The sequence below is a fragment of the Pseudomonas sp. R3-41 genome, from assembly GCF_054161485.1.
Genome location: NZ_CP096421.1, coordinates 3793846 through 3816184 on the forward strand (window position 1 = coordinate 3793846; position 22339 = coordinate 3816184).

19 protein-coding genes are annotated in these 22339 nt (G+C 61.9%); 9 read left to right on the plus strand and 10 right to left on the minus strand.

All coding sequences use genetic code 11. The features are described 5' to 3' along the window. Positions 1-56 precede the first annotated feature (56 nt). The gene (locus M1D99_RS16680) at positions 57-938 is read right to left on the minus strand and encodes a LysR family transcriptional regulator (RefSeq protein ID WP_434570481.1); all 882 of its coding nucleotides are present in this window, start codon (positions 936-938) and stop codon (positions 57-59) included. Positions 939-1054: 116 nt separating this feature from the next. Between M1D99_RS16680 and M1D99_RS16685 the strand changes: the two genes are divergently transcribed. The 3 genes from M1D99_RS16685 to M1D99_RS16695 all read left to right on the plus strand — a co-directional run bounded on the left by M1D99_RS16685 (position 1055) and on the right by M1D99_RS16695 (position 5124). After that, the gene (locus M1D99_RS16685; RefSeq protein ID WP_458130457.1) at positions 1055-2254 is read left to right on the plus strand and encodes an MFS transporter; all 1200 of its coding nucleotides are present in this window, start codon (positions 1055-1057) and stop codon (positions 2252-2254) included. Between the two features lie 143 nt (positions 2255-2397). Beyond that, a complete protein-coding gene (locus M1D99_RS16690; RefSeq protein ID WP_186730926.1) occupies positions 2398-2871 on the plus strand; it encodes a (2Fe-2S)-binding protein in 474 nt (157 codons plus the stop codon). Positions 2872-2883: 12 nt separating this feature from the next. Next, on the plus strand, positions 2884-5124 hold the full coding sequence (locus tag M1D99_RS16695; protein ID WP_434570485.1) for a xanthine dehydrogenase family protein molybdopterin-binding subunit: 2241 nt from the start codon (positions 2884-2886) through the stop codon (positions 5122-5124). Between the two features lie 42 nt (positions 5125-5166). Here the strand turns inward: M1D99_RS16695 and M1D99_RS16700 are convergent, their stop codons facing one another. The 4 genes from M1D99_RS16700 to M1D99_RS16715 all read right to left on the minus strand — a co-directional run bounded on the left by M1D99_RS16700 (position 5167) and on the right by M1D99_RS16715 (position 9570). Then, positions 5167-6075: an AraC family transcriptional regulator gene (locus M1D99_RS16700; protein WP_434570487.1), complete on the minus strand. Its 909-nt coding sequence runs from the start codon at positions 6073-6075 to the stop codon at positions 5167-5169. 242 nt (positions 6076-6317) lie between these two features. Next, positions 6318-7064 (minus strand): YkgJ family cysteine cluster protein, encoded by a 747-nt coding sequence (locus M1D99_RS16705; protein ID WP_434570489.1) that lies wholly within the window; start codon positions 7062-7064, stop codon positions 6318-6320. 227 nt (positions 7065-7291) lie between these two features. Continuing rightward, positions 7292-8359 carry an alpha/beta fold hydrolase gene (locus tag M1D99_RS16710; protein ID WP_434570490.1) on the minus strand — a complete coding sequence of 356 codons (1068 nt, stop codon included), beginning with the start codon at positions 8357-8359 and terminating at the stop codon, positions 7292-7294. Positions 8360-8607: 248 nt separating this feature from the next. Next, positions 8608-9570: an AraC family transcriptional regulator ligand-binding domain-containing protein gene (locus M1D99_RS16715; RefSeq protein ID WP_434570492.1), complete on the minus strand. Its 963-nt coding sequence runs from the start codon at positions 9568-9570 to the stop codon at positions 8608-8610. 67 nt (positions 9571-9637) lie between these two features. Here M1D99_RS16715 and M1D99_RS16720 point away from each other — a divergent pair, with 67 nt between their 5' ends. Both M1D99_RS16720 and M1D99_RS16725 read left to right on the plus strand, forming a co-directional pair. Next, positions 9638-10492 carry a sterol desaturase family protein gene (locus tag M1D99_RS16720; RefSeq protein WP_434570494.1) on the plus strand — a complete coding sequence of 285 codons (855 nt, stop codon included), beginning with the start codon at positions 9638-9640 and terminating at the stop codon, positions 10490-10492. Continuing rightward, entirely contained in the window at positions 10489-11082 is a 594-nt protein-coding gene (locus M1D99_RS16725) for an NADPH-dependent FMN reductase (RefSeq protein ID WP_411384701.1), read from the plus strand. Before M1D99_RS16720 ends, M1D99_RS16725 begins: the two co-directional genes overlap by 4 nt. 16 nt (positions 11083-11098) lie before the next feature. On the opposite strand, the gene M1D99_RS16730 is transcribed toward M1D99_RS16725, so the two are convergent. Next, complete coding sequence (locus M1D99_RS16730; RefSeq protein ID WP_434570496.1) at positions 11099-12610, minus strand: methyl-accepting chemotaxis protein; 1512 nt, start codon at positions 12608-12610, stop codon at positions 11099-11101. A 180-nt stretch (positions 12611-12790) separates the two neighbouring features. Between M1D99_RS16730 and M1D99_RS16735 the strand changes: the two genes are divergently transcribed. After that, on the plus strand, positions 12791-13939 hold the full coding sequence (locus M1D99_RS16735) for a MalY/PatB family protein (RefSeq protein ID WP_458130458.1): 1149 nt from the start codon (positions 12791-12793) through the stop codon (positions 13937-13939). Between the two features lie 175 nt (positions 13940-14114). Here the strand turns inward: M1D99_RS16735 and M1D99_RS16740 are convergent, their stop codons facing one another. After that, positions 14115-14519 carry a VOC family protein gene (locus tag M1D99_RS16740; RefSeq protein ID WP_434570500.1) on the minus strand — a complete coding sequence of 135 codons (405 nt, stop codon included), beginning with the start codon at positions 14517-14519 and terminating at the stop codon, positions 14115-14117. Positions 14520-14706: 187 nt separating this feature from the next. Here M1D99_RS16740 and M1D99_RS16745 point away from each other — a divergent pair, with 187 nt between their 5' ends. Continuing rightward, positions 14707-15564, plus strand: coding sequence for an SDR family oxidoreductase (locus M1D99_RS16745; RefSeq protein WP_250965075.1), 858 nt, complete (start codon positions 14707-14709; stop codon positions 15562-15564). A 192-nt stretch (positions 15565-15756) separates the two neighbouring features. Here the strand turns inward: M1D99_RS16745 and M1D99_RS16750 are convergent, their stop codons facing one another. Genes M1D99_RS16750 through M1D99_RS16760 form a run of 3 tightly spaced genes read right to left on the minus strand, consistent with a single transcriptional unit; the run spans position 15757 to position 17242 of the window. After that, positions 15757-16206, minus strand: coding sequence for a DUF421 domain-containing protein (locus M1D99_RS16750; RefSeq protein ID WP_186705687.1), 450 nt, complete (start codon positions 16204-16206; stop codon positions 15757-15759). A gap of 7 nt (positions 16207-16213) precedes the next feature. Further along, positions 16214-16732 (minus strand): hypothetical protein, encoded by a 519-nt coding sequence (locus M1D99_RS16755; protein ID WP_458130459.1) that lies wholly within the window; start codon positions 16730-16732, stop codon positions 16214-16216. Positions 16733-16741: 9 nt separating this feature from the next. Then, positions 16742-17242, minus strand: a complete 501-nt coding sequence (locus M1D99_RS16760) for a CinA family protein (protein WP_458130460.1) — start codon at positions 17240-17242, stop codon at positions 16742-16744. A gap of 167 nt (positions 17243-17409) precedes the next feature. Here M1D99_RS16760 and M1D99_RS16765 point away from each other — a divergent pair, with 167 nt between their 5' ends. After that, complete coding sequence (locus M1D99_RS16765; RefSeq protein ID WP_434570509.1) at positions 17410-18021, plus strand: Yip1 family protein; 612 nt, start codon at positions 17410-17412, stop codon at positions 18019-18021. A gap of 151 nt (positions 18022-18172) precedes the next feature. Further along, a complete protein-coding gene (locus M1D99_RS16770; protein ID WP_458130461.1) occupies positions 18173-22318 on the plus strand; it encodes a CheR family methyltransferase in 4146 nt (1381 codons plus the stop codon). Positions 22319-22339 lie beyond the last annotated feature (21 nt).

Below are 22339 nucleotides of genomic sequence, written 5' to 3' on the forward strand. Positions count from 1 at the left end.
TGAGCGCTGCGCACTCAAGCGGGAGCAAGCTCCCTCGCCACAAAAGCGCCCAAGCGTCATTTGAATAATTCACTGCTCATGAAATCGATGAACACCCGCAGTTTCGGCGCCAAATGTTTGCTGGAAGGCCAGAGCATGCGGAAGGTGTTCTGATACCGGTTGAAGTCATCCAGGACGGTGACCAGCTCACCGCTGGCGATGGCCTTGCGCACGGTGAAGTCCGGCACGCAAGCGATCCCCAACGCATCGTGCACGACATGCAGCAACGCTTCGGTGGTGTTGCAAACCAGGGTGGCCGGCAGGTTGAGATCCGGCTCCCCTTCGCCGTTTACCGGCCAGACTTGCATCCGGCCAGTGCTGGGGAATTTGTACAGCAGGCAGGCATGCCGCAGCAGATCCGCCGGCACCTGCGGTGTGCCGTGTTCGGCGAAGTACCGGGGCGACCCAACCACAACCAGCGTGAACGTACCCAACGGGCGCGACATCAGCCGAGAGTCGCTCGGTTCTCCGGTCCGAATGACCGCATCGAAACCTTCCTCGATGATGTCCACCAGCCTGTCGGAGAAATCCAGGTCCAGTTCGATACTGGGGTAGCGGCGCATGAAGGCGATCAGCGTCGGCATGACCAGATCCGCAACCAGTGGCAAACTCACGCGCAGTTTGCCCCGGGGCGCCTTGCGGGTTTCCGACAGCTCCAACTCGGCCGCTTCGACTTCGCACAGAATACGCCGGCAACGCTCGAGGAACAGCGTCCCTTCCGCCGTCAGCGTGATACTGCGCGTGCTGCGATGAAACAGGCGGACTCCCAGTCGCGCCTCGAGCCGGGCCACGCTTTTGCCCACCGCCGAAGAGGAAATGCCGAGCGCCCTGCCCGCTTCTGAAAAGCTGCGGGTTTCGGCCGCGCGCACAAAAAAATCAATCCCGCTCAGCGATTCCAAGTCAGCCCCCATTGCGGACATTTTTTCCGATGTGTTCTGCACTCTAGCATTCTTGTCTCGCAAAAGACGCGCACTTACCGTGGTCGACACTTATCAGCGCTCCAGGCAGGTGCCCCATGACGATTGCCAATACCCATATCGATGCCGAGGTCGTTCAAGACACCGCACCGCTTCCCATCGGTTCACTATTTGCCCTGGCGCTGGCGGCGTTCGTGACCATTCTCACCGAAGCCTTGCCCGCCGGCCTTCTCTCACAGATCAGCGAAGGGCTGGCGATCTTCGAATCCCTCGCCGGCCAGTTGGTCACCGTCTACGCGATAGGTTCCTTGTTGGCGGCCATTCCGCTGACGGCAGCGACCCAAGGCATGCGGCGCAGAGCGCTTTTGTTGCTCGCCATTGCCGGTTTCGCCGTGGCCAATACCGTCACGACGCTTTCCACGCATTATGGTTTGACGATAGTCGCGCGCTTGCTGGGTGGCGTATCGGCCGGGTTGCTTTGGGCCTTGTTGGCCGGCTATGCCGCCCGCATGGTGCCCGAACACCAGAAAGGCCGGGCGATAGCGATCGCCATGGTGGGCGCGCCCTTGGCGTTATCCCTGGGCGTACCCGCCGGTACGTTGCTCGGCAACCTGATCGGTTGGCGGATGAGCTTCGCCATCATGAGCCTGTTCGCCGTCGCCTTGATGGTCTGGGTCCGACTCAAGGTGCCTGACTTCCCAGGGCAAGCCACCCATAAGCGCCTTGCCTTGGGTCAGGTTTTCACTCTCCCGGGCGTTCGCTCGGTGTTGTTCGTGGTGCTGGCGTTTGTCCTGGCGCACAACATTCTCTTTACCTATATCGCGCCGTTTTTGACGGCGGCGGGCCTGGGCGAGCGGATAGATCTGGTCCTGCTGGTCTTCGGTGTCGCGTCGTTGCTGGGGATCTGGGTCGTCGGCGTGCTGATCGATCGCCACCTGCGGGCGTTGACGCTGGCCGGCACGGTGCTGTTCGCCCTTGCGGCATTGACACTTGGCGTGATGAGCGACACGCCTGCGGCGGTTTATATCGCGGTGGCGGCTTGGGGAATCGCTTTCGGAGGGGCTGGGACGCTGTTTCAGACAGCCATCGCCAAGACGGCTGGGGACGCGGCGGATCTCGCCCAGTCCATGCTGGTCACGGCCTGGAACCTGGCCATTGCCGGTGGCGGGATCGTCGGTGGTCTGCTGCTCGATCACCTGGGGGTCGTTGCGTTTGCGCCGGTCTTGGTCGTTCTCCTGCTGCTGACGTTGGCCGTGGTGTGGTCCGCAGAACGCCATGGCTTTGCGCAGAGCATCTAGCAACACGGATCTATTACGCTTGGGGACTGATATCCCGGTTTGGTTTGCAAGATCAGGCAAGAATCAGCCCGGATCGTGCAACCCACCCCAACCATTCCTTCCTATAGTTAACCAGAGCCAAACCATCTGGAGCTGGTCCCCCTATGAGCGCCCTAAACATAAACGGCCGTGAATACACGGTCGACGTAGACCCTGGCACCCCGATTCTCTGGACCCTGCGCGATACGCTGGGCATGACCGGCACCAAGTTCGGCTGCGGCGCGGCGTTGTGTGGTGCCTGCACCGTGCACCTGGACGGCCAGGCCATTCGTTCCTGCGTGACGCCCATCGCCGCCGCCGAAGGCAAGAAAATCACCACCATCGAAGCGGCCACCAACGGCAGCGACCCGGTCGGCAATGCGGTGCACGAGGCGTGGGTCAAGCACGACGTGGCGCAATGCGGCTACTGCCAGAGCGGCCAGATCATGAGCGCGACCGCATTCCTCAAGGCCCAGCCCAAGGGCAAGCAGCCCACGGTGGCCGAGATCGACTCGGCCATGGCCGGCAATATCTGTCGCTGTGGCACCTACGCCCGAATCCGCGCCGCGGTGGCTGATGCCGCCAAGACCCTTGCCTGATCGGAGCCGACCATGTTGAACGAGATATTCCCGAACGAGCTCCCCCGCGCCTTGCAACAGATGCTTGAGCGCGACGAGGCTGACGGCCCAGCAGCCCTGCCCCGGCGCAGTTTTCTCAAGATCGTCGGCATCGGCGGCCTGGCCTTGGGTGCGTTCCCGCACCTGGCCTTGGCGCAGGAGGCCAATGGCGCCGCCGCAGCGCCGCTCAAGCCGACCCAGCAACCCTCCGCATTCGTCCAGATCGCGCCCAATGGCGAAGTCACGGTGACCATCAACCGCTTGGAGTTCGGCCAGGGCGTACAAACCGCACTGCCGATGATTCTCGCCGAGGAACTGGATGCCGACTGGAGCCTGGTGCGCAGTCGCAACGGCAGCAACGACGCCGCCTACATGGACCCGGCCTTCGGCATTCACCTCACCGGTGGCTCCAACACGATCAAGAACAGCTACACCCAGTACCGTGAGCTCGGCGCCCGCGCGCGCGCCATGCTGCTGAGTGCGGCCGCCGCCCGCTGGAGTGTGGACGTGGCGAGCCTGCGTACACAGGCCGGCATGGTACTCGGGCCCGAGGGTCGCAAGGCGAGCTACGGCGAACTGGCAGAAGCGGCGATGACAATGCCGGTGCCCGAGCGGATCACCCTCAAGGACCCCAAGGATTTCCGCATCATCGGCCAGGCCACCACCCGCATCGATGCCAAGGCCAAGAGCAGCGGCCAGCAGGATTTCGGCATCGACATGCACCTGCCGGGGCAGCTCACAGCGGTCGTCGCTCGACCACCGGTGTTCGGCGCCAGGATTGCGTCCCTGGATGACAGCGCCGCGCGGGCCACGAAAGGCGTCAAAGCCGTGTTGCGCGTGCCGCTGGACGGCGGCGCCGAAGGTGTCGCCGTGGTCGCCGACGGTTACTGGCAGGCGAAGTTGGCCCGGGATGCACTGAAGGTGGAATGGAACACTTCTACCGTGGAAAAAGTCGACAGCGAAAAACAACTGGCTCAATACCGCGAGCTGGCCAGCCAGCCCGGCCCGTTGCACTTCGACGCCGATATGACGCCGCTGGCCAGCGCGCCGCATCAACTGGACGCCGAGTTCGTGTTTCCCTACCTCGCCCACGCCCCGATGGAGCCTCTGAACTGCACGGTGCAGCTCGCCCAGGACAGCGCTCAACTGTGGGTCGGCACGCAGTTCCCCGGCGGCGACGGTGCCGCGGCCGCCAAGGTACTGAACCTCAAGCCCGAGCAGATCCAGGTCAACGTACAGACCGCTGGCGGTGGTTTTGGCCGGCGCGGCGTGCCCACCAACGATTTCGTGGTAATGGCCTGCGAAGTCGCCAAGGCCGCCCGCACTGCGGGAGTCAACGCCCCTATCCGCACCCTTTGGAGCCGGGAAGACGACATCAAGGGCGGCTACTACCGCCCTATGCATCTGCACCGTGCGCGTATCGGTTTTGACGACAGCGGCAAGGTCCTCGCCTGGGACCACGCCTTGGTGGGCCAATCGATCATCACCGGCACCGTGTTTGGCGGGCGGGTAAAAAATGGCATCGACCCGACCGCCACCGAGGGCATGCGCAATCCCTATCCGCTGCCCATGCGCCTGACAGTTCATCATCCCAAGCTCAACGTGCCCGTATTGTGGTGGCGCAGCGTAGGCTCCACCCATACGGCGTTTGTGATGGAGACGTTGATCGACGAGATCGCCCGCACCACCAAACAGGATCCGGTGGCGTACCGGATGAAGTTGTTTGGCGACCAGAGCCCACGCCATCGCGAAGCGCTGCAGTTGGCCGTGGACAAGAGCGAGTACGGCAAGCGCCAGCTAGCGGCGGGCCGTGCCTGGGGCGTGGCGGTCCACGAGTCGTTCAGTTCGGTGGTGGCATATGTGGTCGAAGCCTCGGTGCAGGATGGCCGCCCCGTGCTGCACAACGTGACCGCCGGCGTGCACTGCAACCTGGTCGTCAACCCACGCAGCGTCGAGGCCCAGGTCCAGGGCGCGGCGCTGATGGGCTTGTCGATGTGCCTGCCCGGTGGCGCCGTCACCCTGAAGGACGGCGTGGTGCAGCAGAGCAATTTTGCCGACTTCAGCGTGCCGCGCATTACCGACATGCCGGAATTCGCCGTCCACATCGTGCCCAGCGCCGAGCCGCCCACGGGAATGGGCGAACCCGGCCTGCCAGCGTTGGCCCCCGCTTTTGCCAACGCCGTGGCGAGCCTGACGGGTAAACCGTTGCGTGAGTTGCCGTTCAAGTTAGTGTGATGGGGCGAGGCTGTCTGGTCGCAATGCCAGGCAGCCTCGCGATCACAAGCGAATCCGTTTGATATCCCGCTGCGGCGGCGCCCCAAAGAGACGGCTGTATTCACGGCTGAACTGCGAGGCACTTTCATAGCCAACCAAGCCCCCTGCACTACTCGCGTCGACGTTCTGGCTCAACATCAACTGCCGAGCGGCTTGTAGCCGCAGTTGCTTCTGGTATTGCAACGGGCTCATGCCGGTTACAGTGCGAAAATGCTGGCGAAATGTGGAAGGACTCATGTGGGCTTGTGCCGCCAGATCGTCCATGCGCAACGCCTGGCGAAAATTCAGTTTCAGCCAGGCGACGGTCTTGGCAATGTGCTGGCTGGGTGAACCGGCAGCAATCACATGCAGCAACTGCGGCGCGTGGGCACCACTCAACAGGCGAGCGACGATCTCTTCCTTGATCAGCGGCGCCACCGTCTCAAGCAGGGACGGCTCCTCCAATAGCGCTATCAAGCGTCGCAGGGCGTCCAGTACGCCAGCATCCAGCGCTTGTACGGTTATCGGTCGAAACGCGTCGTCGCGCATGCGTTGTGACAGCTGCATGCGCTCGGCCACCTGCATCACCATCGTGCTGTCGAATCTGAGCATCATGCCCAGGAATGGCTTGGCGACGCTGGCTTGGGAAACATGGGAAATGACCGGCAGATCCACGCAGGTCACCATGGACTGACCGGGCGCGTAGGTCAGTATCTCGTCCCCGATCATGGCTTGTTTGCGGCCTTGCAAGGTCACGCCGATGCCCAGGCCGTAGAGGCAATGCATCGGCGCGGTGATCGCTTTGCGCCGATGCAGGGTCAAACCGGCAATAGCCGTTATCTGGTCGCCATCGCTGGGCACATGCCGGCTGACTGAACCGACCAGGCGACTGATATCGCTGACGCTCTGGTCGCTTTTAAAATCGGTGTGCACACTTCACTCCTTGGAAACTCGGGCCCACGACTCGCGGCGATGGCGAACAATGTTCGGCATCGCCGCGAGTCGTGGGCCAATATGGACGCAGTATGCTGGGTCGGCGGTTCGGATCGTTTGCCTGATTGGCGCTATTTCTTGCACGATTCAACGAGCTGTGGCGGGCGTCACTCCCTCAGAGGCAGTTATAACAAGATATTTCAGAAGCTGGGAGTGCACAAAGTGATGGCTCCGTCGGTTGCCTAAAGAGTCTGGAAGATGTAGCCGGTGGACGGTTGATCGTCCAACGCGACACCTACTTGCGACAGTCGTTGGGCCAAGGCCGGCGTCTCGACCCGCACTTTCCAGTCCACGCGTGCCGGTGCCACGGGGGCGCGGTCGTAGCGCATGATCGCTTCAGCCAACTGCACTCGGTCTGGCAAGTACACCGCCAGCGCGTTGCCCTTCCAAGCGGCGACGCTCAGGCCCATGGCTTCACACAGCGCAATCTTGGCCTGGGCATCGTCCCGGTCCGCCTGGCGGGAACGTTCGATCTGATCGGCCAGTAGCGGATCGACGACGCGGTCGGTGAACAAGACCTCGCCCGCCTCCCAGACTTCGGGGGGACAGATCTTGTCGGCTGGACGCAAGGCAATGAGTGGATTGATTTCCATCGGGTAGATCCGACAAACCAGCGGCCGCTCTTCATAGATCCCACAACGACCATCGTCGCCGAGATTGCGGCACTGCGTCAGCGCATTGCCTGCCAGTACCGCAACAACTCGAATTCGGGCATCGCCACTGTTGACTTCCACCGCCCTTTGGGCGCTGTGGGCGAATTGTCGCGGTTCCGAGGGCCAGGTCGACTCATCGAATGCCTCCAGTACGACCGCCACCTCATGCCCGCGTTGTAGCCACTGCCTTGCCTCTCCCAGTGTCAGTGGAATCAGCCGACCCTTGCAGCAAACCCCGCAGCCGTTGCAGGCAAAGCGGATCGCGTTGTTTTCCATATCAAGCACTCGCACACATGTTTTTGAACGCCTACAGAAGGCCCCACCATTCGGATACATGCGTGGCAGGGCCTCAGGGCCGCGAGAGTATGTGGAGCGAAACGTCCATCCGCTTGCCGGATCCGCCGGCATGTTTGCCTGATCCAAGGTGATTTCCGGTATCAGCCTTTGGGAGGAAAACTCGTTGTTTCAGGCAACCTTTCACAATAGATATGAGGAACGCAGCATCATCGAAGATGATCGGCATCGATCACAGCCTGGGCGAACGCCTGCGGCGCCTCTTGCGGCAGGTTGTGACCGATGCCGCCATCGATCAGGCGATGCTCATATTTCCCGGAGAAGCGCTTGGCGTAGGCTTCGGCGGGCGGATGGGGAGCGCCATTGGCGTCGCCTTCCAGGGTGATGGTTGGCACGCTGATCGACGGGAACGTCGCCAGTTTCTTCTCCAGCCTGTCGTATTTGGCTTCGCCCTTGACCAGCCCCAGGCGCCAGCGATAGTTGAAGATTGAAACGGCGACATGGTCGGGGTTCTGCAAGGCGGCGGCGCTTCGATCAAACGTCGCGTCATCGAAATTCCACTTCGGCGACGCCAGCTTCCAGATCAGCTTGGCGAAGTCGTGGGTGTTCTTCTCATAACCGAGACGGCCACGCTCGGTCGCAAAGTAGAACTGGTACCACCACTGCAACTCAGCAGCCGGCGGCAGCGGCGCCTTGCCGGCCTCCTGGCTGCCGATCAGGTAGCCACTCACCGCCACCAGCGCCTTCACCCGCTCTGGCCAAAGGGCCGCGACGATGTCGGCGGTGCGTGCTCCCCAGTCGTAACCGCCGAGCACGGCCTGCTTGATGTTCAGCGCGTCCATGAAATCGATGAGATCGCTTGCCAACGCCGAAGGCTGGCCGTTGCGCAGGGTCTTGGCAGACAGGAAACGTGTATCGCCATAACCGCGGGCATACGGGATCAGCACGCGATAGCCCTTCTCTGCCAGCGCCGGCGCCACATCGGCGTAGCTGTGGATGTCATAGGGCCAACCGTGCAACAGGATCACCACCGGCCCGTCGGCGGGACCCACTTCGGCATAGGAAACGTCGAGCAGGCCGGCCTTGACGTGCTTGAGCGGGCCGAACGAGGTGTGGCTGCCGGGGGTGATCGCGCCGACAGTGCTCGCCGGCAGATCGGCCGCGCTGGCCGGGGAAGAGGTCAATGCCAAGGCGCCCATCTGCATCATTGCCAACGCCAGGAGCGTGGGTGCAAGCAGACGGCGATGCCGGGGTACGGGGGAATTGTTTATATCCATGTGAAGCTCCTTGCGAACGACGTGGGTAAGCCAGTGAGACGGCTTGGGCCGTCTCGATGGGTCCCATTTGACGTTGGCCAGGTATCGCGAATGTGTCAGCGACGGGCTGGAATGCAAGCGTCCGTATCGATCGTGAGCCAGGATACGCTGAGATACATTCGGAGCTCACAAAAATGGGCCGCTGCACAGCCCAGCGGGAGCAAGCTCCCTCGCCACGATGTGCACACGCCTGCAATGCGCGGAGTGGCTTATTTCACCGCACGCCACCGGTTTCGTGCATGCAGATAGGCGGTCGTATCGCTGTAGCCCAGTTGGGCGGCGATCTGCGCTATAGGTTCGCCTTGCATTTCCAGGAGTTGCTCCAGTTCGGCGCGCACCTGGTCGAGCAATTGCCTGAAGGTCGTGCCTTGTTCTTCAAGGCGCCGGCGCAGCGTCCTCGGCGTCTGGTGCAGCGCGTGCGCCAGATCCACCAGCGTCGGCGTCTCGCCTTTGGCCAGCGATTGTCGAACGCCCTCGGCGAGCCGGGCCGACCAACCGGTGAAGTGGCGATGCGTGGCCAACCGACGGTCGAGTTCCTGAGTCAGCAGCTCCAGCAGTCCGTGATGACGCGTTTGCATCGGCAGACGTGTGCTGGGGGCATCGAAGTAGAAACGGTTGACCGGGCAATCGAACTCGACACGGTCGCCGAACCAGTGGCTGTACTGGAGGTAGTACGAGGGTCGCGAATGGGCGAATTGGGCGAGAACCGGTTGTACGTCCCTCCCCGTTCCTTGTCGTAGTTGCGTAATGGCCATCACGCCGTAGTGCTCGACCACATACCGCGCCAGATCACCCGGCGCGTCGACATTCAGCTCGACCCCCAGGCCGTTCTCATCATTGACCAAACGCACCGTGTCGGTGTCAGCGGCCAGCGGTGCGTACCGCGCCCAGAGCTGCATGGCCGAGAGGACGTCAGGACTGTACAGGCAAAGGTAGGCCAGGACGTGCCAGTCCTGCGGCGTGAATAACCCGAACAAGTTCAAGCCGATCGCCGGATCGACCCGCGCAGCCTCGCGCCAGAGCTGATCCAGTTCGATTAGGTTGTAGTCCTTGTGCTTCCCGCCCGCATGACTGTCCAGGAACCGCTCCAGCACCTGGCCCAATTTGCCCCGGTGAAAGCGTTGGGGTGAGCGATTGACCGCTTCTCGCTCGATTCTGTCCGTTTCGCGCATTGGGAGGGCTGACTCGCTGGCTTCTAATGAAATGGCATTGCCCGCTGGGGCCTTAATCGAGAGTGCCATGAATACAACAATGCTCGCCAATAATCCTTCCGCTGTCGTGGCCGGGATATTTCTCGCCTTCATTTTGCTGGAACTTGCTTGCTCGGCCTTGCGCCAGTCATCCGCCGGCAGACGTGACGTACTGATTGAAATCATCGGCTCCGGGATCCTGGTTGCAATCACCTTCCCTGCCGTCATGTGGCTGAGCGGCAAGCTGCTCGGCCTGGCTGCCCCGCAGATGAAGGATGCGCTGGTGGCAATCCCTTGGGCCGCGGGTTTCGTGTTGTTCCTGCTGCTGGACGACATGACGCAATACTGGTGGCATCGCCTGACTCACCGGGTGCCCGCCCTCTACGCACTGCATCGTGCCCATCATTCCGCGCCCTACATGAGTGTCCGGATCGTTTACCGCAACAACAGCTTCTACTACCTGCTCATGCCCGGTATCTGGCTGTCCGGCATGCTGATCTACCTGGGCCTTGCGCCGGTCTACTACGTCTATCTAATCATCAAGATGACCGTCATTTTCGCCGCGCACAGCAGCGTGGCCTGGGATGACAAATTGTATGGCGTTCGCGTGTTGCGGCCCCTGGTCTGGATCCTGGAGCGGACGATTTCGACCCCGGCCACCCACTCGGCCCACCATGGCTTGACGGCCGAGGACGGTGTCACCCACTACAAAGGCAACTTCGGCAACTTGCTGTTTCTATGGGACGTCTTGTTTGGGACCGCAAAGATCACGCGCCGACGTCCGCCCGCCTACGGCATCGAGCATCTGTCGCCGATCAGTTGGCAAGAAGAATTGTTCTGGCCCGTCGTACGCGCTCGCCGTACCGCGCCCAAGACCCGCGTCCAACCGGAGGTGACGCCGTGAGCCGCCGTATCGTCGTGCTGTCGGGCTCCAATCGGGCGGGCAGCCAGTCGCTCAAAGTGGCAAATCATCTGCGACAGCGACTGACAGATCTAAACCTGTGGGAGGCCAGCGACTTGATTGACTTGGCCACCAGCCGACTGCCGCTTTGGCCGGAACAAGACCGCGACCAGCTGTGGCCCGCTCAACAAGCGATCCTTGCCAAAGCGACGGCGCTGATCGTGATCAGTCCGGAATGGAACGGCATGGCCTGCCCAGCGCTGAAGAACTTCTTCCTGTACGCGGGGATCAGCGAGCTCGGGCACAAACCCGCGCTGTTGGTGGGTGTCTCGGCGGGCCTGGGCGGCGCGTACCCGATCGCCGAGTTGCGTGCGTCGAGTTACAAGAATTGCCGGCTCCTTTATTTGCCTGAACACCTGATCATTCGAAACGTGGAATCGATGTTCAATGACCAGGCGCCGGCCAACGAAGACGACAAGCGCATTCGCGAACGTGCTGATTGGGCGTTGCGCCTGCTCAGCCAGTACGACGTTGCATGTCGCGAGATCAGGCGGGCCCTTGAACAGCCTCCGGCGTTTTCTACCGGTATGTAGGCGGTAAGTCCTGCGCTCAGGCCGCCCCGGGCTTCCCATGAAACGCCTGCCCCAACACCGCCAATCGCTCCGCCAACGGTGGCAAGCATTGGCTGCTGCGGGTCAGGACGCCGATGTTGTCAGCGTTGCGCTCAGCCACGGCCTGCACGCTTTGCAGACGCTGGCTGATGCCGATCGACGCCTGGGATTGCTCCTGGGTGGTGCTGGCAATCAGGTCGTTGAAATGGTTGATCACGGCAATGTCTTCGACCACGGCATGCAACAGTTGCGAAGCCATTTGGCTGGCGGACACGCAGCGTTCTACCCCGTCGCGGCTACCTTGCATCGCGGCGGCGGCCTGGCGGCTGCCTTGTTGCAGCTTGGCGATGATCTGCTGGATCTCGGTGGTGGACGTCGAGGTCTTTTTTGAAAGGGTGCGGACCTCGTCGGCCACGACCGCGAACCCGCGGCCCTGATCACCGGCACGGGCGGCTTCGATGGCCGCGTTGAGGGCCAGCAGGTTGGTCTGCTCGGCAATACCATTGATCACATCCAGTACCTGGCCGATTTGCTGGGCCTGCTCGGCCAGCACCTGCACGGTGTCGTTGGTCAGGTTGATGCGCCCTGCCAGCTCGACGATCTCTTCCCGGGTCTGGTCAACCGTGCTGCGTCCGCGGTTGACCTGCTCATTGGCCTGGCCGGCACGCAGCAAGGTCTGGTCGACGTGGCCGGCGATGTTCTCCATGGCTTGGACCAGGTGGCCGATCGCACCGCTCATCTGCGCCACTTCGTCGAGTTGGTGGCGGGCGCCGGTTTCCAGGGTCTGGCCAACCTGGGACAAGTCCTGGCCCAGGTCCGAGAGGTTGCGGGTGTCGCGCACCACACCGTCCACCAGTTGGGTGACCTGTTGGAGGAAATGATCGAAACGCTCGCTCGAAGAAACCTTGACGCCCTCACCGCGCTGCCTGTCGGTGTCATGGCTCAACTGAGCGGCCGCTGCCAATACCTTGTCGAGCACCTCCTGGTTTTCCGTGGCGTCGGCCAGGCTCTGGTTCGCCAGGTAAATCAGGATCACGCTTTCCACCACCACGTAGAACGCGTGGAGGAAGATCATCGACCAGCCGCCGTGAGTCTCCATGACGAACACCGGATAACCCTGGTGTTGAAGCCAGTGAAAACTGAGGTGATGAACCGCGATGGTGGCGGCGGCCACGACAATCGGCAGCCAGTCACGGTAGAACGTCAACACGGCCAGCAGCACGAAGATCCCGAAGTGGAACTCGGTCACGCCGTGGGTCTGGTTGATATGCAGCGCCGCCATGACCATCAACGCCACCGCAATGACGCAGCGCATGGCCCGCGTGCCCGCCAGGACGCGATAAAGCCCGGTGCTCGCCACGCAGGTGGTCGCCCCCACCAGCAACGCCCGGGTGAACGTCGAGTGCAGGAAGGCCAGGCCCAGGGAATACAGCAGCGCCAGCCAAAGCAGCCCCAGCATGATGCGGTCGGCTTTACGGTGGTGGTCGTTAAAGCGCACGGGCAATGTCATGGGGGTCGTCCTTTTCAAAGACTTGGAGGTCCGTTACCAAATGCCGTAAATGGCTTAGCGGCGTTTCGAGAGGGAACTTTAACTGATTATCATCAATTAGTGGCACTGCGCCACCAAGCTTTTCTCAGCGGCCTTTGCTTTATGATGTCCGCCATCTCATGACTGACTGATGGAACCCCCATGACTTTCGATTTCGACACCGTATTGGAGCGCCACGGCACCGGCAGTACCAAATGGAGCCGCTACCCGGCGGATGTGTTGCCGATGTGGGTGGCCGACATGGATTTCGCCGCCCCGCCGATGGTCATTGACGCACTGCACAAGCGCCTCGAACATCCGATGCTCGGCTACAGCGTCGCCCAGGACGATCTGCGTGCAGCCATCACGGCTGACCTGTGGAGCAAGTACGCCTGGCGCGTCGAGCCTCAGCAGATCGTGTTCCTGCCCGGCGTCGAGCCAGGTTTCAACATGGCGCTGCATGCCTTGGTGGAACCCCGGCAGAACGTCGTGGTGCAGGTGCCCAACTACCCGCCGCTGCGCCACGCCCCTGGTCACTGGCAGTTGAACAAAGTGGAATTGCCGTTCACCCCGGTCAACGGTGAGTTCCATACGCCGTTGGCCGCGTTGCGCGAAGCGTTGCAGGGCGGCGGCGCCTTGTTGCTGAGCAATCCCCACAACCCGCTGGGCAAAGTGTTCGAGCGTGAAGAACTCCAGGCCGTGGCCGACATTTGCCTGGCGCAGGACGCCTGGATCATCTCCGACGAGATCCATGCCGAACTGTGCTTCGACGGTCGCGTGCACATACCGACTGCGTCCCTCAGCCCCGAGATTGCCGAGCGCACCATCACCCTGATGTCCGCCAGCAAGGCCTACAACATCGCGGGGCTGAAAACCTCGTTCGCGATCATCCAGAACGCCAAGCTGCGCGAACGGGTCAACAGCGCCCGGGCAGGCATGGTCGACAGCGTCAATGCCCTGGGCCTGGAAGCGACCCGCGCGGCCTACAGCGAGGCCGGCCCGTGGCTGGAAGCCCTGAAAGCCTACCTGCAAGCCAACCGTGATTACCTGGTCGAGGCGGTGAACACTCGCCTGCCGGGCATCACCCTGACCGTGCCCCAGGGCACTTACCTGGCCTGGCTGGATTGTTCAGGCTTGGAGCTGGATGACCCGCAAGGATTCTTCTTGAAGGAAGCCAAGGTCGGGCTCAGTGCCGGGCTGGATTTTGGTGACGATGCCGGGCAGTTCGTGCGCCTGAACTTCGGCTGCCCGCGGGCGCTGCTGGAGGAAGGGATTGCGCGGATGGAGCGCAGCCTGAAAGCCAGGGGTTGATCCAACCGGCGACGCAGATCCCATGTGGCGAGGGAGCTTGCTCCCGCTGGGCTGCGAAGCGGCCCCCAACGACCACACAACTCGGTGTTGGTGAGAATTGAGGGGGCTGCTGCGCAGCCCAGCGGGAGCAAGCTCCCTCGCCACAGGGGCTTCTGCGCCGCGTTGTATCGGTGCTCTATTCCTGCATATCCGGCGCATAAACAAAACACAGCTTGTTCCCCTCCGGATCGCGGCAATATGCACCGAAATAGCCTTCGCAATATTGCGGTCGCGGGCCGGGTGGGCCTTCGTCGGTACCGCCCATGGCCATTGCCTGTTCCCAGGCAGCGCGGACGGTTTGCGGGGAGTCGGCGGCGAAGCTCACTTGCATGCCATTGCCCCAGGTCGCGGGCAAGCCGTTGAACGGCAGTTGGACAAACACCTGGGGCCAGTGCTTGCCCGGCTGGCGCCAGCCTTCCCCCGGCGGGCCCGAGTCGTTTTCGCTCGCCATGCGCTCCAGTCCCAGGCAGCCGAGGACTGCGTCATAAAAAGCGACCATTTTCGGCAGGTCGCGGGCGCCGATCTGGATGTGGCTGAACATGGCCCTGCTCCTCTTTCAAATCCGTACGTGGGTTGGAGAATACCGCAACCTCCAATGTTCGCCCGATGCCGCCTATTCACCGACGAAACAGCCCTCGTCACGCTCATCGACTGACCGGACAATCCGACCGAACTCCGCCCGAACCCCCAAAGTCCACCCTCCATCGCAACCCAACTGGAGAACGACAATGGCCGACTACCCTTTCCCGCCCTTCCCGAAACAAAGCCAGCCGGTGCCCGGCACCCAGCGCAAAATGGATCCGTACCCGGACTGCGGTGAACAGAGCTACACCGGCTCCGGACGCCTGGCGAACAAGATCGCCCTGATCACCGGCGCCGACAGCGGCATCGGTCGCGCCGTCGCCATAGCCTTCGCCCGTGAAGGCGCGGACGTGGCGATTGCCTACCTGGACGAGCACGAAGACGCCAAGGAAACCGCGCGCTGGGTCGAACAAGCCGGACGCCAGTGCCTGTTGCTGCCCGGTGACCTGGCGGACAAAGGCCTGTGCCGCAAGATCGTCGATGAAACTGTCGCCCGCTTCGGGCATATCGACATTCTGGTCAACAACGCCGCGTTCCAGATGACTCACGAAACCCTCGAGGAGATTCCCGACGAGGAATGGGTGCGCACCTTCGATATCAATATCACGGCGATGTTCAGGATCTGCCAGGCCGCCGTGCCGCACATGAAGCCCGGTGGTTCGATCATCAACACCACCTCGGTCAACTCCGACATGCCCAAGCCGACGCTGCTGGCCTATGCCACCACCAAGGGCGCCATCGCCAACTTCACCGGCGGCCTGGCGCAAATGCTCGGGCCCAAGGGCATCCGGGTGAACAGCGTGGCGCCGGGACCGATCTGGACGCCGCTGATCGTGGCGACCATGCCCGAGGAAGAAGTGCAGAATTTCGGCTCGCAGACACCCCTCGGGCGTCCTGGCCAACCGGTTGAGGTAGCGCCGATCTATGTGCTGCTGGCCTCCGACGAAGCCAGCTACATCACCGGGGCCCGTTATGGGATTACCGGGGGCAAGCCGATGCTTTAAGCAAAGCGCAATGTTTTACCTGTGTTTTACCTGTGGCGAGGGAGCTTGCTCCCGCTGGGCTGCGCAGCAGCCCCCCACAATTCTCACCAACACCGAGTTGTCTGGTCGTTGGGGGTCGCTTCGCGACCCAGCGGGAGCAAGCTCCCTCGCCACAACAGCCCCCGTGCCACAAAAAGTGTCTAGCGACAGTGCTCAGGACGGCTCCTTGGCGATCACCGAAATCTTCCCGTTACGCTCGATAATCGCAAACTTGATTTGCTCCAGGGTCTCGATGCCTTGGCTGGAGCGCGCGGCCTCCATGATGTCCGCCTCGATCAACCGCGCATGGCGCATCCGGCCACGAAGGATGCGCCCGTCCTCGACGATGATGGTCGGGCCGCCATCGATCAGCCGCGAAACCCACTGCGAGCGCAACTTGAGCAGTGAAAAGCCGACATCGATGGCAATCAGCGTCACGATCACCATCAGCGCGTTAGTCATCGAGAAGTCATCGCCCAACAGCGCCTGTTGAGTGGCCTCGCCGATGATCATCAACAACACGAAGTCGAACGTGGTGATCTCGGCCAGGGAACGCCGTCCGGCGATCTTGAACAACACCATCAATGCCGCATACAACGCGGCAGCTCGCAGTACCGAATCCATAGGTCACCTAAGGAAATATGAACTGTTTGAAACTTACCGTGGCGCCGCCAGGGGTGGCGATGCGGCTGTGATAGGTCCCGAACCCTTCGCCAAGCAATGACAGATACAGGCTGGCCTGCCCTTGCTTGTCCGCTTGGATCCAGAGCGTCATGCCCTGCCCCGCGCCCGCCGAACGCATCGGTGGCGGTTGCAGCGCTTGTACCTCGAAACCTTCCAGCCAATCGCCGCCCAACTCCACTTCCAGCACAGCGTTGGGTTGCCCCTTGAGCCGGATGGTCATGGCATTCGCGGAGCCGTTGCGGTGGAACGCCTGGTATTCAACGCCCAGGCTACCGTCGCTGCTGTACAACTCCCGGTCGCTCAACGGGCCCCGGGAAAACAGGCCCAGCAAGGTCAGGATCACCAGCAGCACCAATACGTACCAGCCCACTCGCTCAAAACGCCAGACCTTGTGCTGGAAGACCATGTCTTCGCGCACCGGGAATTGGCGGCTGCGGTGATCGTCCTGCTCGTCTTGATCGGTCATGATCGGCCCCTATCGGCGCTCACCCGCCACGGCGCGTTGATGAAAAGTGGGCAATTGCTGCAACACGTATTCGGCGGCCCACAATTGCACTTGGCTGCGGTTGCCGAAGAACCGCTCGCGGCGACTGAACAAGGCGCGCTGCCCGTTCACCTCGAACGCCCAGGCAAAACAGACGGTGCCGGCGGGAATACCGTCCTTATCCTCTGGCCCGAGCAGGCCGGTGGTCGCCACGGCTACGTTGGCATTGGCATCGCGCAAGGCACCAAGCGCCATCTCCTCGGCGACTTCGCGACTGGTGAGATTGAACGTCTCGATGGTGCGTGGACTCACGCCGAGCAAGCGCTGCTTGGCTTCAGGGGAATACACCACATAGCCACTTTCGATCAGTGAACCACTGCCGGGCACCTCGGCCAGCAGCGTGACAATCTGCCCGGCGGTGCAGGATTCGGCCGTGGTCAGGCGCAGGTCATGTTCGCGCAGATAATCAACCAGGGTTTGGGCAACAGTCATGGCAAACGGTCCTTCAGGGATGCTGTTGGGTTGACCCCTGCCGTTTTGATTCATTCCCTTTATCGCACCGTCAGCCAGATCCTGGAAATAAATGAAACCCCTGTCTGTAGCCGTACCTCAAACCTACATGGGCCTCATGCAGAGGCCGTCCTGATCAGGAGGTCGTCATGTCTGCACCTTTCGTCAAACTGTTCACGCAACCTGAATTTGCCTGGGCCGACATCCGCGAGCAGGAACAGGCGCATCCCCGCCACTACCTGGCGCACTTGCTGTTGCTCGCGCTGATCCCGGCGGTGTGCCTGTTCATCGGCACCACCTGGACCGGTTGGAGCCTGGCCGAAAACGAAACGGTACGACTCAGCAGTGCCAGCGCGTTCCAGCTGTGTGCGCTGCTGTACCTGACCATCGTGGTCGGCGTCACGCTGATGGGGGTGTTCATCCGCTGGATGTCCCGCACCTTCGAGGTGCGTCCGACGGTCAACCAATGCATCGGTTTCGCCGCCTACACAGCCACGCCCTACTTCCTGGCCGGGATTTTCGGGTTGTATCCGAGCCGCTGGCTGGCCGTGGCGGTGTTGTTGCTGGCGTCGGCCTACTCGACCTTCCTGCTGTTCGTCGGATTACCCAAGTTCATGGGCCTCAAGAAAGAACAGGGCCTGTTGTATTCGGCAAGTGTCTGGGGCGTCGGTTTGCTGGTCCTGGTGACGATCCTGGTGGAAATGATCCTGCTCTGGTTCAACTACCTGCAGCCGGAATATCTGCGTGTGCCGGTGGGCTGAGGGCGTTTTCGGGGCGCACAATGCCGGTGACGGTGGCTTTGCAGCGCCCGGTCTTCGCAATCTTCGTGCAACCGGACTATCCTGCGAGTTTTTGCCCCCTGAATTTGATGTGGCGGGACTGGATTGCCCCGCCCTTTAAGGCCAAGAATTTATGCCATCATCCAGCAAACGCTCTCCCAACGTGCCACAGCGACGAGAGCTGAGCCCCAGTGACCTGAACTTCCCGGTGGTGGGAATCGGCGCTTCGGCGGGCGGCTTGCAGGCCATCAAGCAGTTTTTCGAGCACATGCCCAAGGACAACGGCATGGCGTTCGTCATCGTTCTGCACCTGGCGCCGGACCATCAGAGCCTGGCCGGCAAGATCATCCAGGAAACGACCAAGATGCCGGTGCTGCAGGTCACCGAAACGGTGCGGATCCGCAAGAACCACGTCTACGTGATTTCCCCCGCCCAAAGCCTGCACATGAATGACGGCTATCTGCATGTCACCCCGGCCGAACCACGCCAGGGCGGGCACGTGGCCATCGACCTGTTTTTCCGCGACCTGGCGGATGTACACAAGGACCGGGCATTTTGCCTGGTGCTGTCGGGCACCGGCTCCGACGGCGCCGTGGGCCTGTCGAGGATCAAGGAGCAAGGTGGCGTGACCATCGCGCAATCTCCCACGGACGCCGAATTCGATGGCATGCCCCAGGCGGCCATTGATACCCAAATGGTCGATCTGGTGCTGCCAGTAGCGGAAATGCCGCAGAAATTGCTGGAGCTGTGGAGCAACGCCCAGGCAATCCGCCTGCCTACCGCCAATGATCCGGAAATCAACACCCAGCCGCCGACCTCCGAGCGCGAGGCCGCCGCGGCCGAGCAGTCACTGCATGACATCCTGGTGCAACTGCGCGCCGGTACCGGCCATGATTTCAAACACTACAAACGCGCCACCGTGCTGCGACGTATCGAACGGCGGATGCAGGTCACTGCCCAGGCGGATTTACCGTCCTACTACAGCTACCTGCAGAATCATCCGGATGAGACCAAGTCCTTGCTCGGCGACCTGCTGATCGGCGTGACCAACTTCTTTCGTGACCGTGAAGCATTCGAAGCCCTGGAACGGGACGTGCTGCCCAGCCTGCTCAAACCGGTCGAACCCGGCAGCGTGCCTCCAGAGGAAGTACGCGTGTGGTCGGCGGGCTGTTCCACCGGTGAAGAGGCCTACACGCTGGCGATGCTGGTCAGCGATCAACTGGTGCACGACGCCAGTCCCGCCAAGCTGCAAGTGTTTGCCACCGACATCGATGAACGTGCCATTACTGCGGGCCGTAACGGCGCGTACCCAGAGGCGATCATCACCGACGTGCCCCCGACCCGGCTGCGTCAATACTTCCTTAAGGATGGCCACAACTACCGCGTGCGCAAGGAGATCCGCGAGCGGGTGCTGTTCGCCAAGCACAACCTGCTGTCGGATCCGCCGTTCTCGCAGATCGACCTGATCGTCTGCCGCAACCTGTTGATCTACCTCGACCGCGAAGTCCAGCGCGAAATCCTGCAAATGTTCCACTTCGCCCTGCGACCGGGGGGCTATCTGTTCCTCGGCTCGTCGGAATCGGCCGATGCCTGCCATGAACTGTTTACGCCGGTAGACAAGCGCAACCGGATCTTCCGCAGCAAGTACGGCACCGCCAGCAGCCGCCGCACACCGACCATGCCTCGCGGCGGTTACGTGCGCGCGACGTCCTCCCCGGCTGCGCCCCTGGCCGCCCCGATACGCAAGGTGTCGTTTGCCGACATCCACTTGCGCGCCATCGAGCGCTCCGCGCCGCCGAGCATGATCGTCGACGCCAACGCCGACATCCTGCACATGTCCGAAAGCGCCGGACGCTTCCTGCGCCATGTCGGCGGCGAGATGTCGCGCAACCTGCTGACGCTGATCAATCCGCAGTTGCGCCTGGAGATCCGCACCACGCTGTTCCAGGTCAACCAAAGTGGCCAGGCGGTCAAGTCGCGTCAGGTCAACCTTGAGCGGGATGGCCGACGGTTCCTGGTGGATCTGCTGGCCCAGCCCTATCGCGACGACCAGTCCGACGGTGACTTTGTCTTGGTGGTGTTCGATGAGGTGGAAGTCGACGCGGCCGAACAGCTTGAATCCAGCACCAACCAGACCGAGAACCAGGTCCTCTCCAACCTTGAGCGGGAACTGCAACGCACCAAACTGCACCTGCAGGACACCATCGAACAGGCCGAAGTCTCCAGCGAGGAACTCAAGGCCTCCAATGAAGAGATGCAGGCGATCAACGAAGAGTTGCGCTCGGCCACTGAAGAGTTGGAGACCAGCAAGGAAGAGCTTCAGTCGATCAACGAAGAATTGCTGACGGTCAATTACGAGCTCAAGACCAAGGTCGAAGAAACCGACAAGATCAACGATTACCTCACCAACCTGATCGCCTCCACCGACATCGCCACGGTGTTCGTCGACCGCAGCGTGCGCATCAAGTGGTTCACGCCAAGGGCCACGGAAATCTTCAGCATGCTGCCGGTGGACACCGGCCGTTCGCTGCTGGACATCACCCATCGCCTGGACTACGCCGACATGGCTGCCGACGCCACCCAGGTCTTCGAATCCTTGAACATGATCGAACGGGAAGTCAGCAGCAACGACGGCCGCTGGTACATCGCCCGGCTGCTGCCGTACCGTTCCAGCGAGGACCACATCGACGGCACGGTGTTGACCTTTATCGACATCAGCAAGCGCCGGGCGGCCGAGGAAGAACTGCGCCTGGGAGAAGAACGCATGCGACTGGTGGCCGAAAGCACCCGGGACTACGCCATCATCCTGCTGGATGAACATGGCGTGATCACTCGCTGGAACACCGGGGCCGAATTGATCTTCGGCCATTCCAAGGCCGAAGCCGAGGGCGCCTATTACGACTTCATCTTCTCGCCCCAGGACCGCGCCGACGGCGTGCCGGAAAACGAATTGAGGCTGGCCCGGACCAACGGGCGCAGCGAGGACGAGCGCTGGCACCTGCGCAAGGACGGCAGCCGCTTCTTCTGCAGTGGCGAGGTCACCTTGCTACAAGGCGACCACCAGCAGGGCTACGTGAAAATCGCCCGCGACCTGACCGGGCACAAGCGCCTGCACGAGGAACAGACCCAACGGCTGATGGAAACCCAGAACACCAGCCACCTGAAGGACGAGTTCTTCGCGGTCATGTCCCACGAACTCAAGCATCCGCTGAACCTCATCCAGCTCAACGCCGAATTGCTACGACGCTTGCCGGTGACCAAGACCGTCAGCGCGGCGGCCAAGGCCGTCAACACGATCTGCGACGCGGTAACCAGCCAGGCGCGAATCATCGACGATTTGCTCGACGTGGCGCGGGTGCGCACCGGCAAGCTCAAGCTCAAGCGCCAGGCCGTGGACCTGGGCCGAGTGCTCCAGGACATCTACACGGTGGTGATCAATGACAATCACCCGAACAAGGTGACCCTGGAACTGCCCGAGGGGCCCAGCGAGCTGATCGTCAACGCCGACCCGACCCGGTTGGAGCAGGTCATTTGGAACCTGGTGAACAATGCCCTGAAGTTCACCCCCAACGGTGGCCGCGTGCAGTTGATCGCCAGCCAGGACGGCAGCATGGCGCGACTGGACGTCAAGGACTCCGGCGTGGGCATCGAGGCCGAGCATTTGAACGAAGTATTCGACCTGTTCGGCCAGGCCGAGACCCAGCACGCGACCCATCAACGCGAAGGGTTGGGCATCGGCCTGTCCCTGGTGCGGCAGTTGACCGAGGCCCATGGCGGCAGCGTGGAAGTCAAGTCCGATGGGTTGGGCAAGGGCTGCACGTTTACCATTCGCCTGCCCTTGAGCAAGGCGGAGGAGCCACAAGCCAAGCAAGCGCCCAGCAGTGAGCAATCCGGTCGTCTGAGCGGCCTGACCGTTTTACTGGTGGATGACTCTCCCGAAGTGCTGGATACCCTCAAACTGCTGTTGGAGATGGAAGACGCCCAGGTCCTCGCCTTCGCCCTGCCGCAAGAGGCCTTGCAAAGCGCCCGTGACGCCCGTTTCGATGTGGTGATTTCTGACTTGGGCATGCCGGTGATGAACGGGCATGAGCTGATGCAGGCATTGCGCAAGTTGCCCCATGTCAAACACATTCCGGCCATTGCGTTGACGGGGTATGGGGCGTCGGTGGACATGCAGAAGTCCCGGCAGTCGGGGTTTGATCAGCACATTGGCAAACCGGTTTCCTATGATGAGCTGATTGATACGATTGAACAGTTGTTGCGTTCGCAGGTTTATTGATTCGGGCTGCGCTGTTGGATT

Excerpts from the sequence above, each read along its gene's own strand:
- M1D99_RS16685 (WP_458130457.1), top strand. The coding sequence starts at position 1,055 with ATGACGATTGCCAATACCCATATCGATGCCGAGGTCGTTCAAGACACC.
- M1D99_RS16690 (WP_186730926.1), top strand. The coding sequence starts at position 2,398 with ATGAGCGCCCTAAACATAAACGGCCGTGAATACACGGTCGACGTAGAC.
- M1D99_RS16695 (WP_434570485.1), top strand. The coding sequence starts at position 2,884 with ATGTTGAACGAGATATTCCCGAACGAGCTCCCCCGCGCCTTGCAACAG.
- M1D99_RS16705 (WP_434570489.1), bottom strand. The coding sequence starts at position 7,064 with ATGGAAAACAACGCGATCCGCTTTGCCTGCAACGGCTGCGGGGTTTGC.
- M1D99_RS16710 (WP_434570490.1), bottom strand. The coding sequence starts at position 8,359 with ATGGATATAAACAATTCCCCCGTACCCCGGCATCGCCGTCTGCTTGCA.
- M1D99_RS16715 (WP_434570492.1), bottom strand. The coding sequence starts at position 9,570 with ATGCGCGAAACGGACAGAATCGAGCGAGAAGCGGTCAATCGCTCACCC.
- M1D99_RS16720 (WP_434570494.1), top strand. The coding sequence starts at position 9,638 with ATGAATACAACAATGCTCGCCAATAATCCTTCCGCTGTCGTGGCCGGG.
- M1D99_RS16730 (WP_434570496.1), bottom strand. The coding sequence starts at position 12,610 with ATGACATTGCCCGTGCGCTTTAACGACCACCACCGTAAAGCCGACCGC.
- M1D99_RS16735 (WP_458130458.1), top strand. The coding sequence starts at position 12,791 with ATGACTTTCGATTTCGACACCGTATTGGAGCGCCACGGCACCGGCAGT.
- M1D99_RS16740 (WP_434570500.1), bottom strand. The coding sequence starts at position 14,519 with ATGTTCAGCCACATCCAGATCGGCGCCCGCGACCTGCCGAAAATGGTC.
- M1D99_RS16745 (WP_250965075.1), top strand. The coding sequence starts at position 14,707 with ATGGCCGACTACCCTTTCCCGCCCTTCCCGAAACAAAGCCAGCCGGTG.
- M1D99_RS16750 (WP_186705687.1), bottom strand. The coding sequence starts at position 16,206 with ATGGATTCGGTACTGCGAGCTGCCGCGTTGTATGCGGCATTGATGGTG.
- M1D99_RS16755 (WP_458130459.1), bottom strand. The coding sequence starts at position 16,732 with ATGACCGATCAAGACGAGCAGGACGATCACCGCAGCCGCCAATTCCCG.
- M1D99_RS16760 (WP_458130460.1), bottom strand. The coding sequence starts at position 17,242 with ATGACTGTTGCCCAAACCCTGGTTGATTATCTGCGCGAACATGACCTG.
- M1D99_RS16765 (WP_434570509.1), top strand. The coding sequence starts at position 17,410 with ATGTCTGCACCTTTCGTCAAACTGTTCACGCAACCTGAATTTGCCTGG.
- M1D99_RS16770 (WP_458130461.1), top strand. The coding sequence starts at position 18,173 with ATGCCATCATCCAGCAAACGCTCTCCCAACGTGCCACAGCGACGAGAG.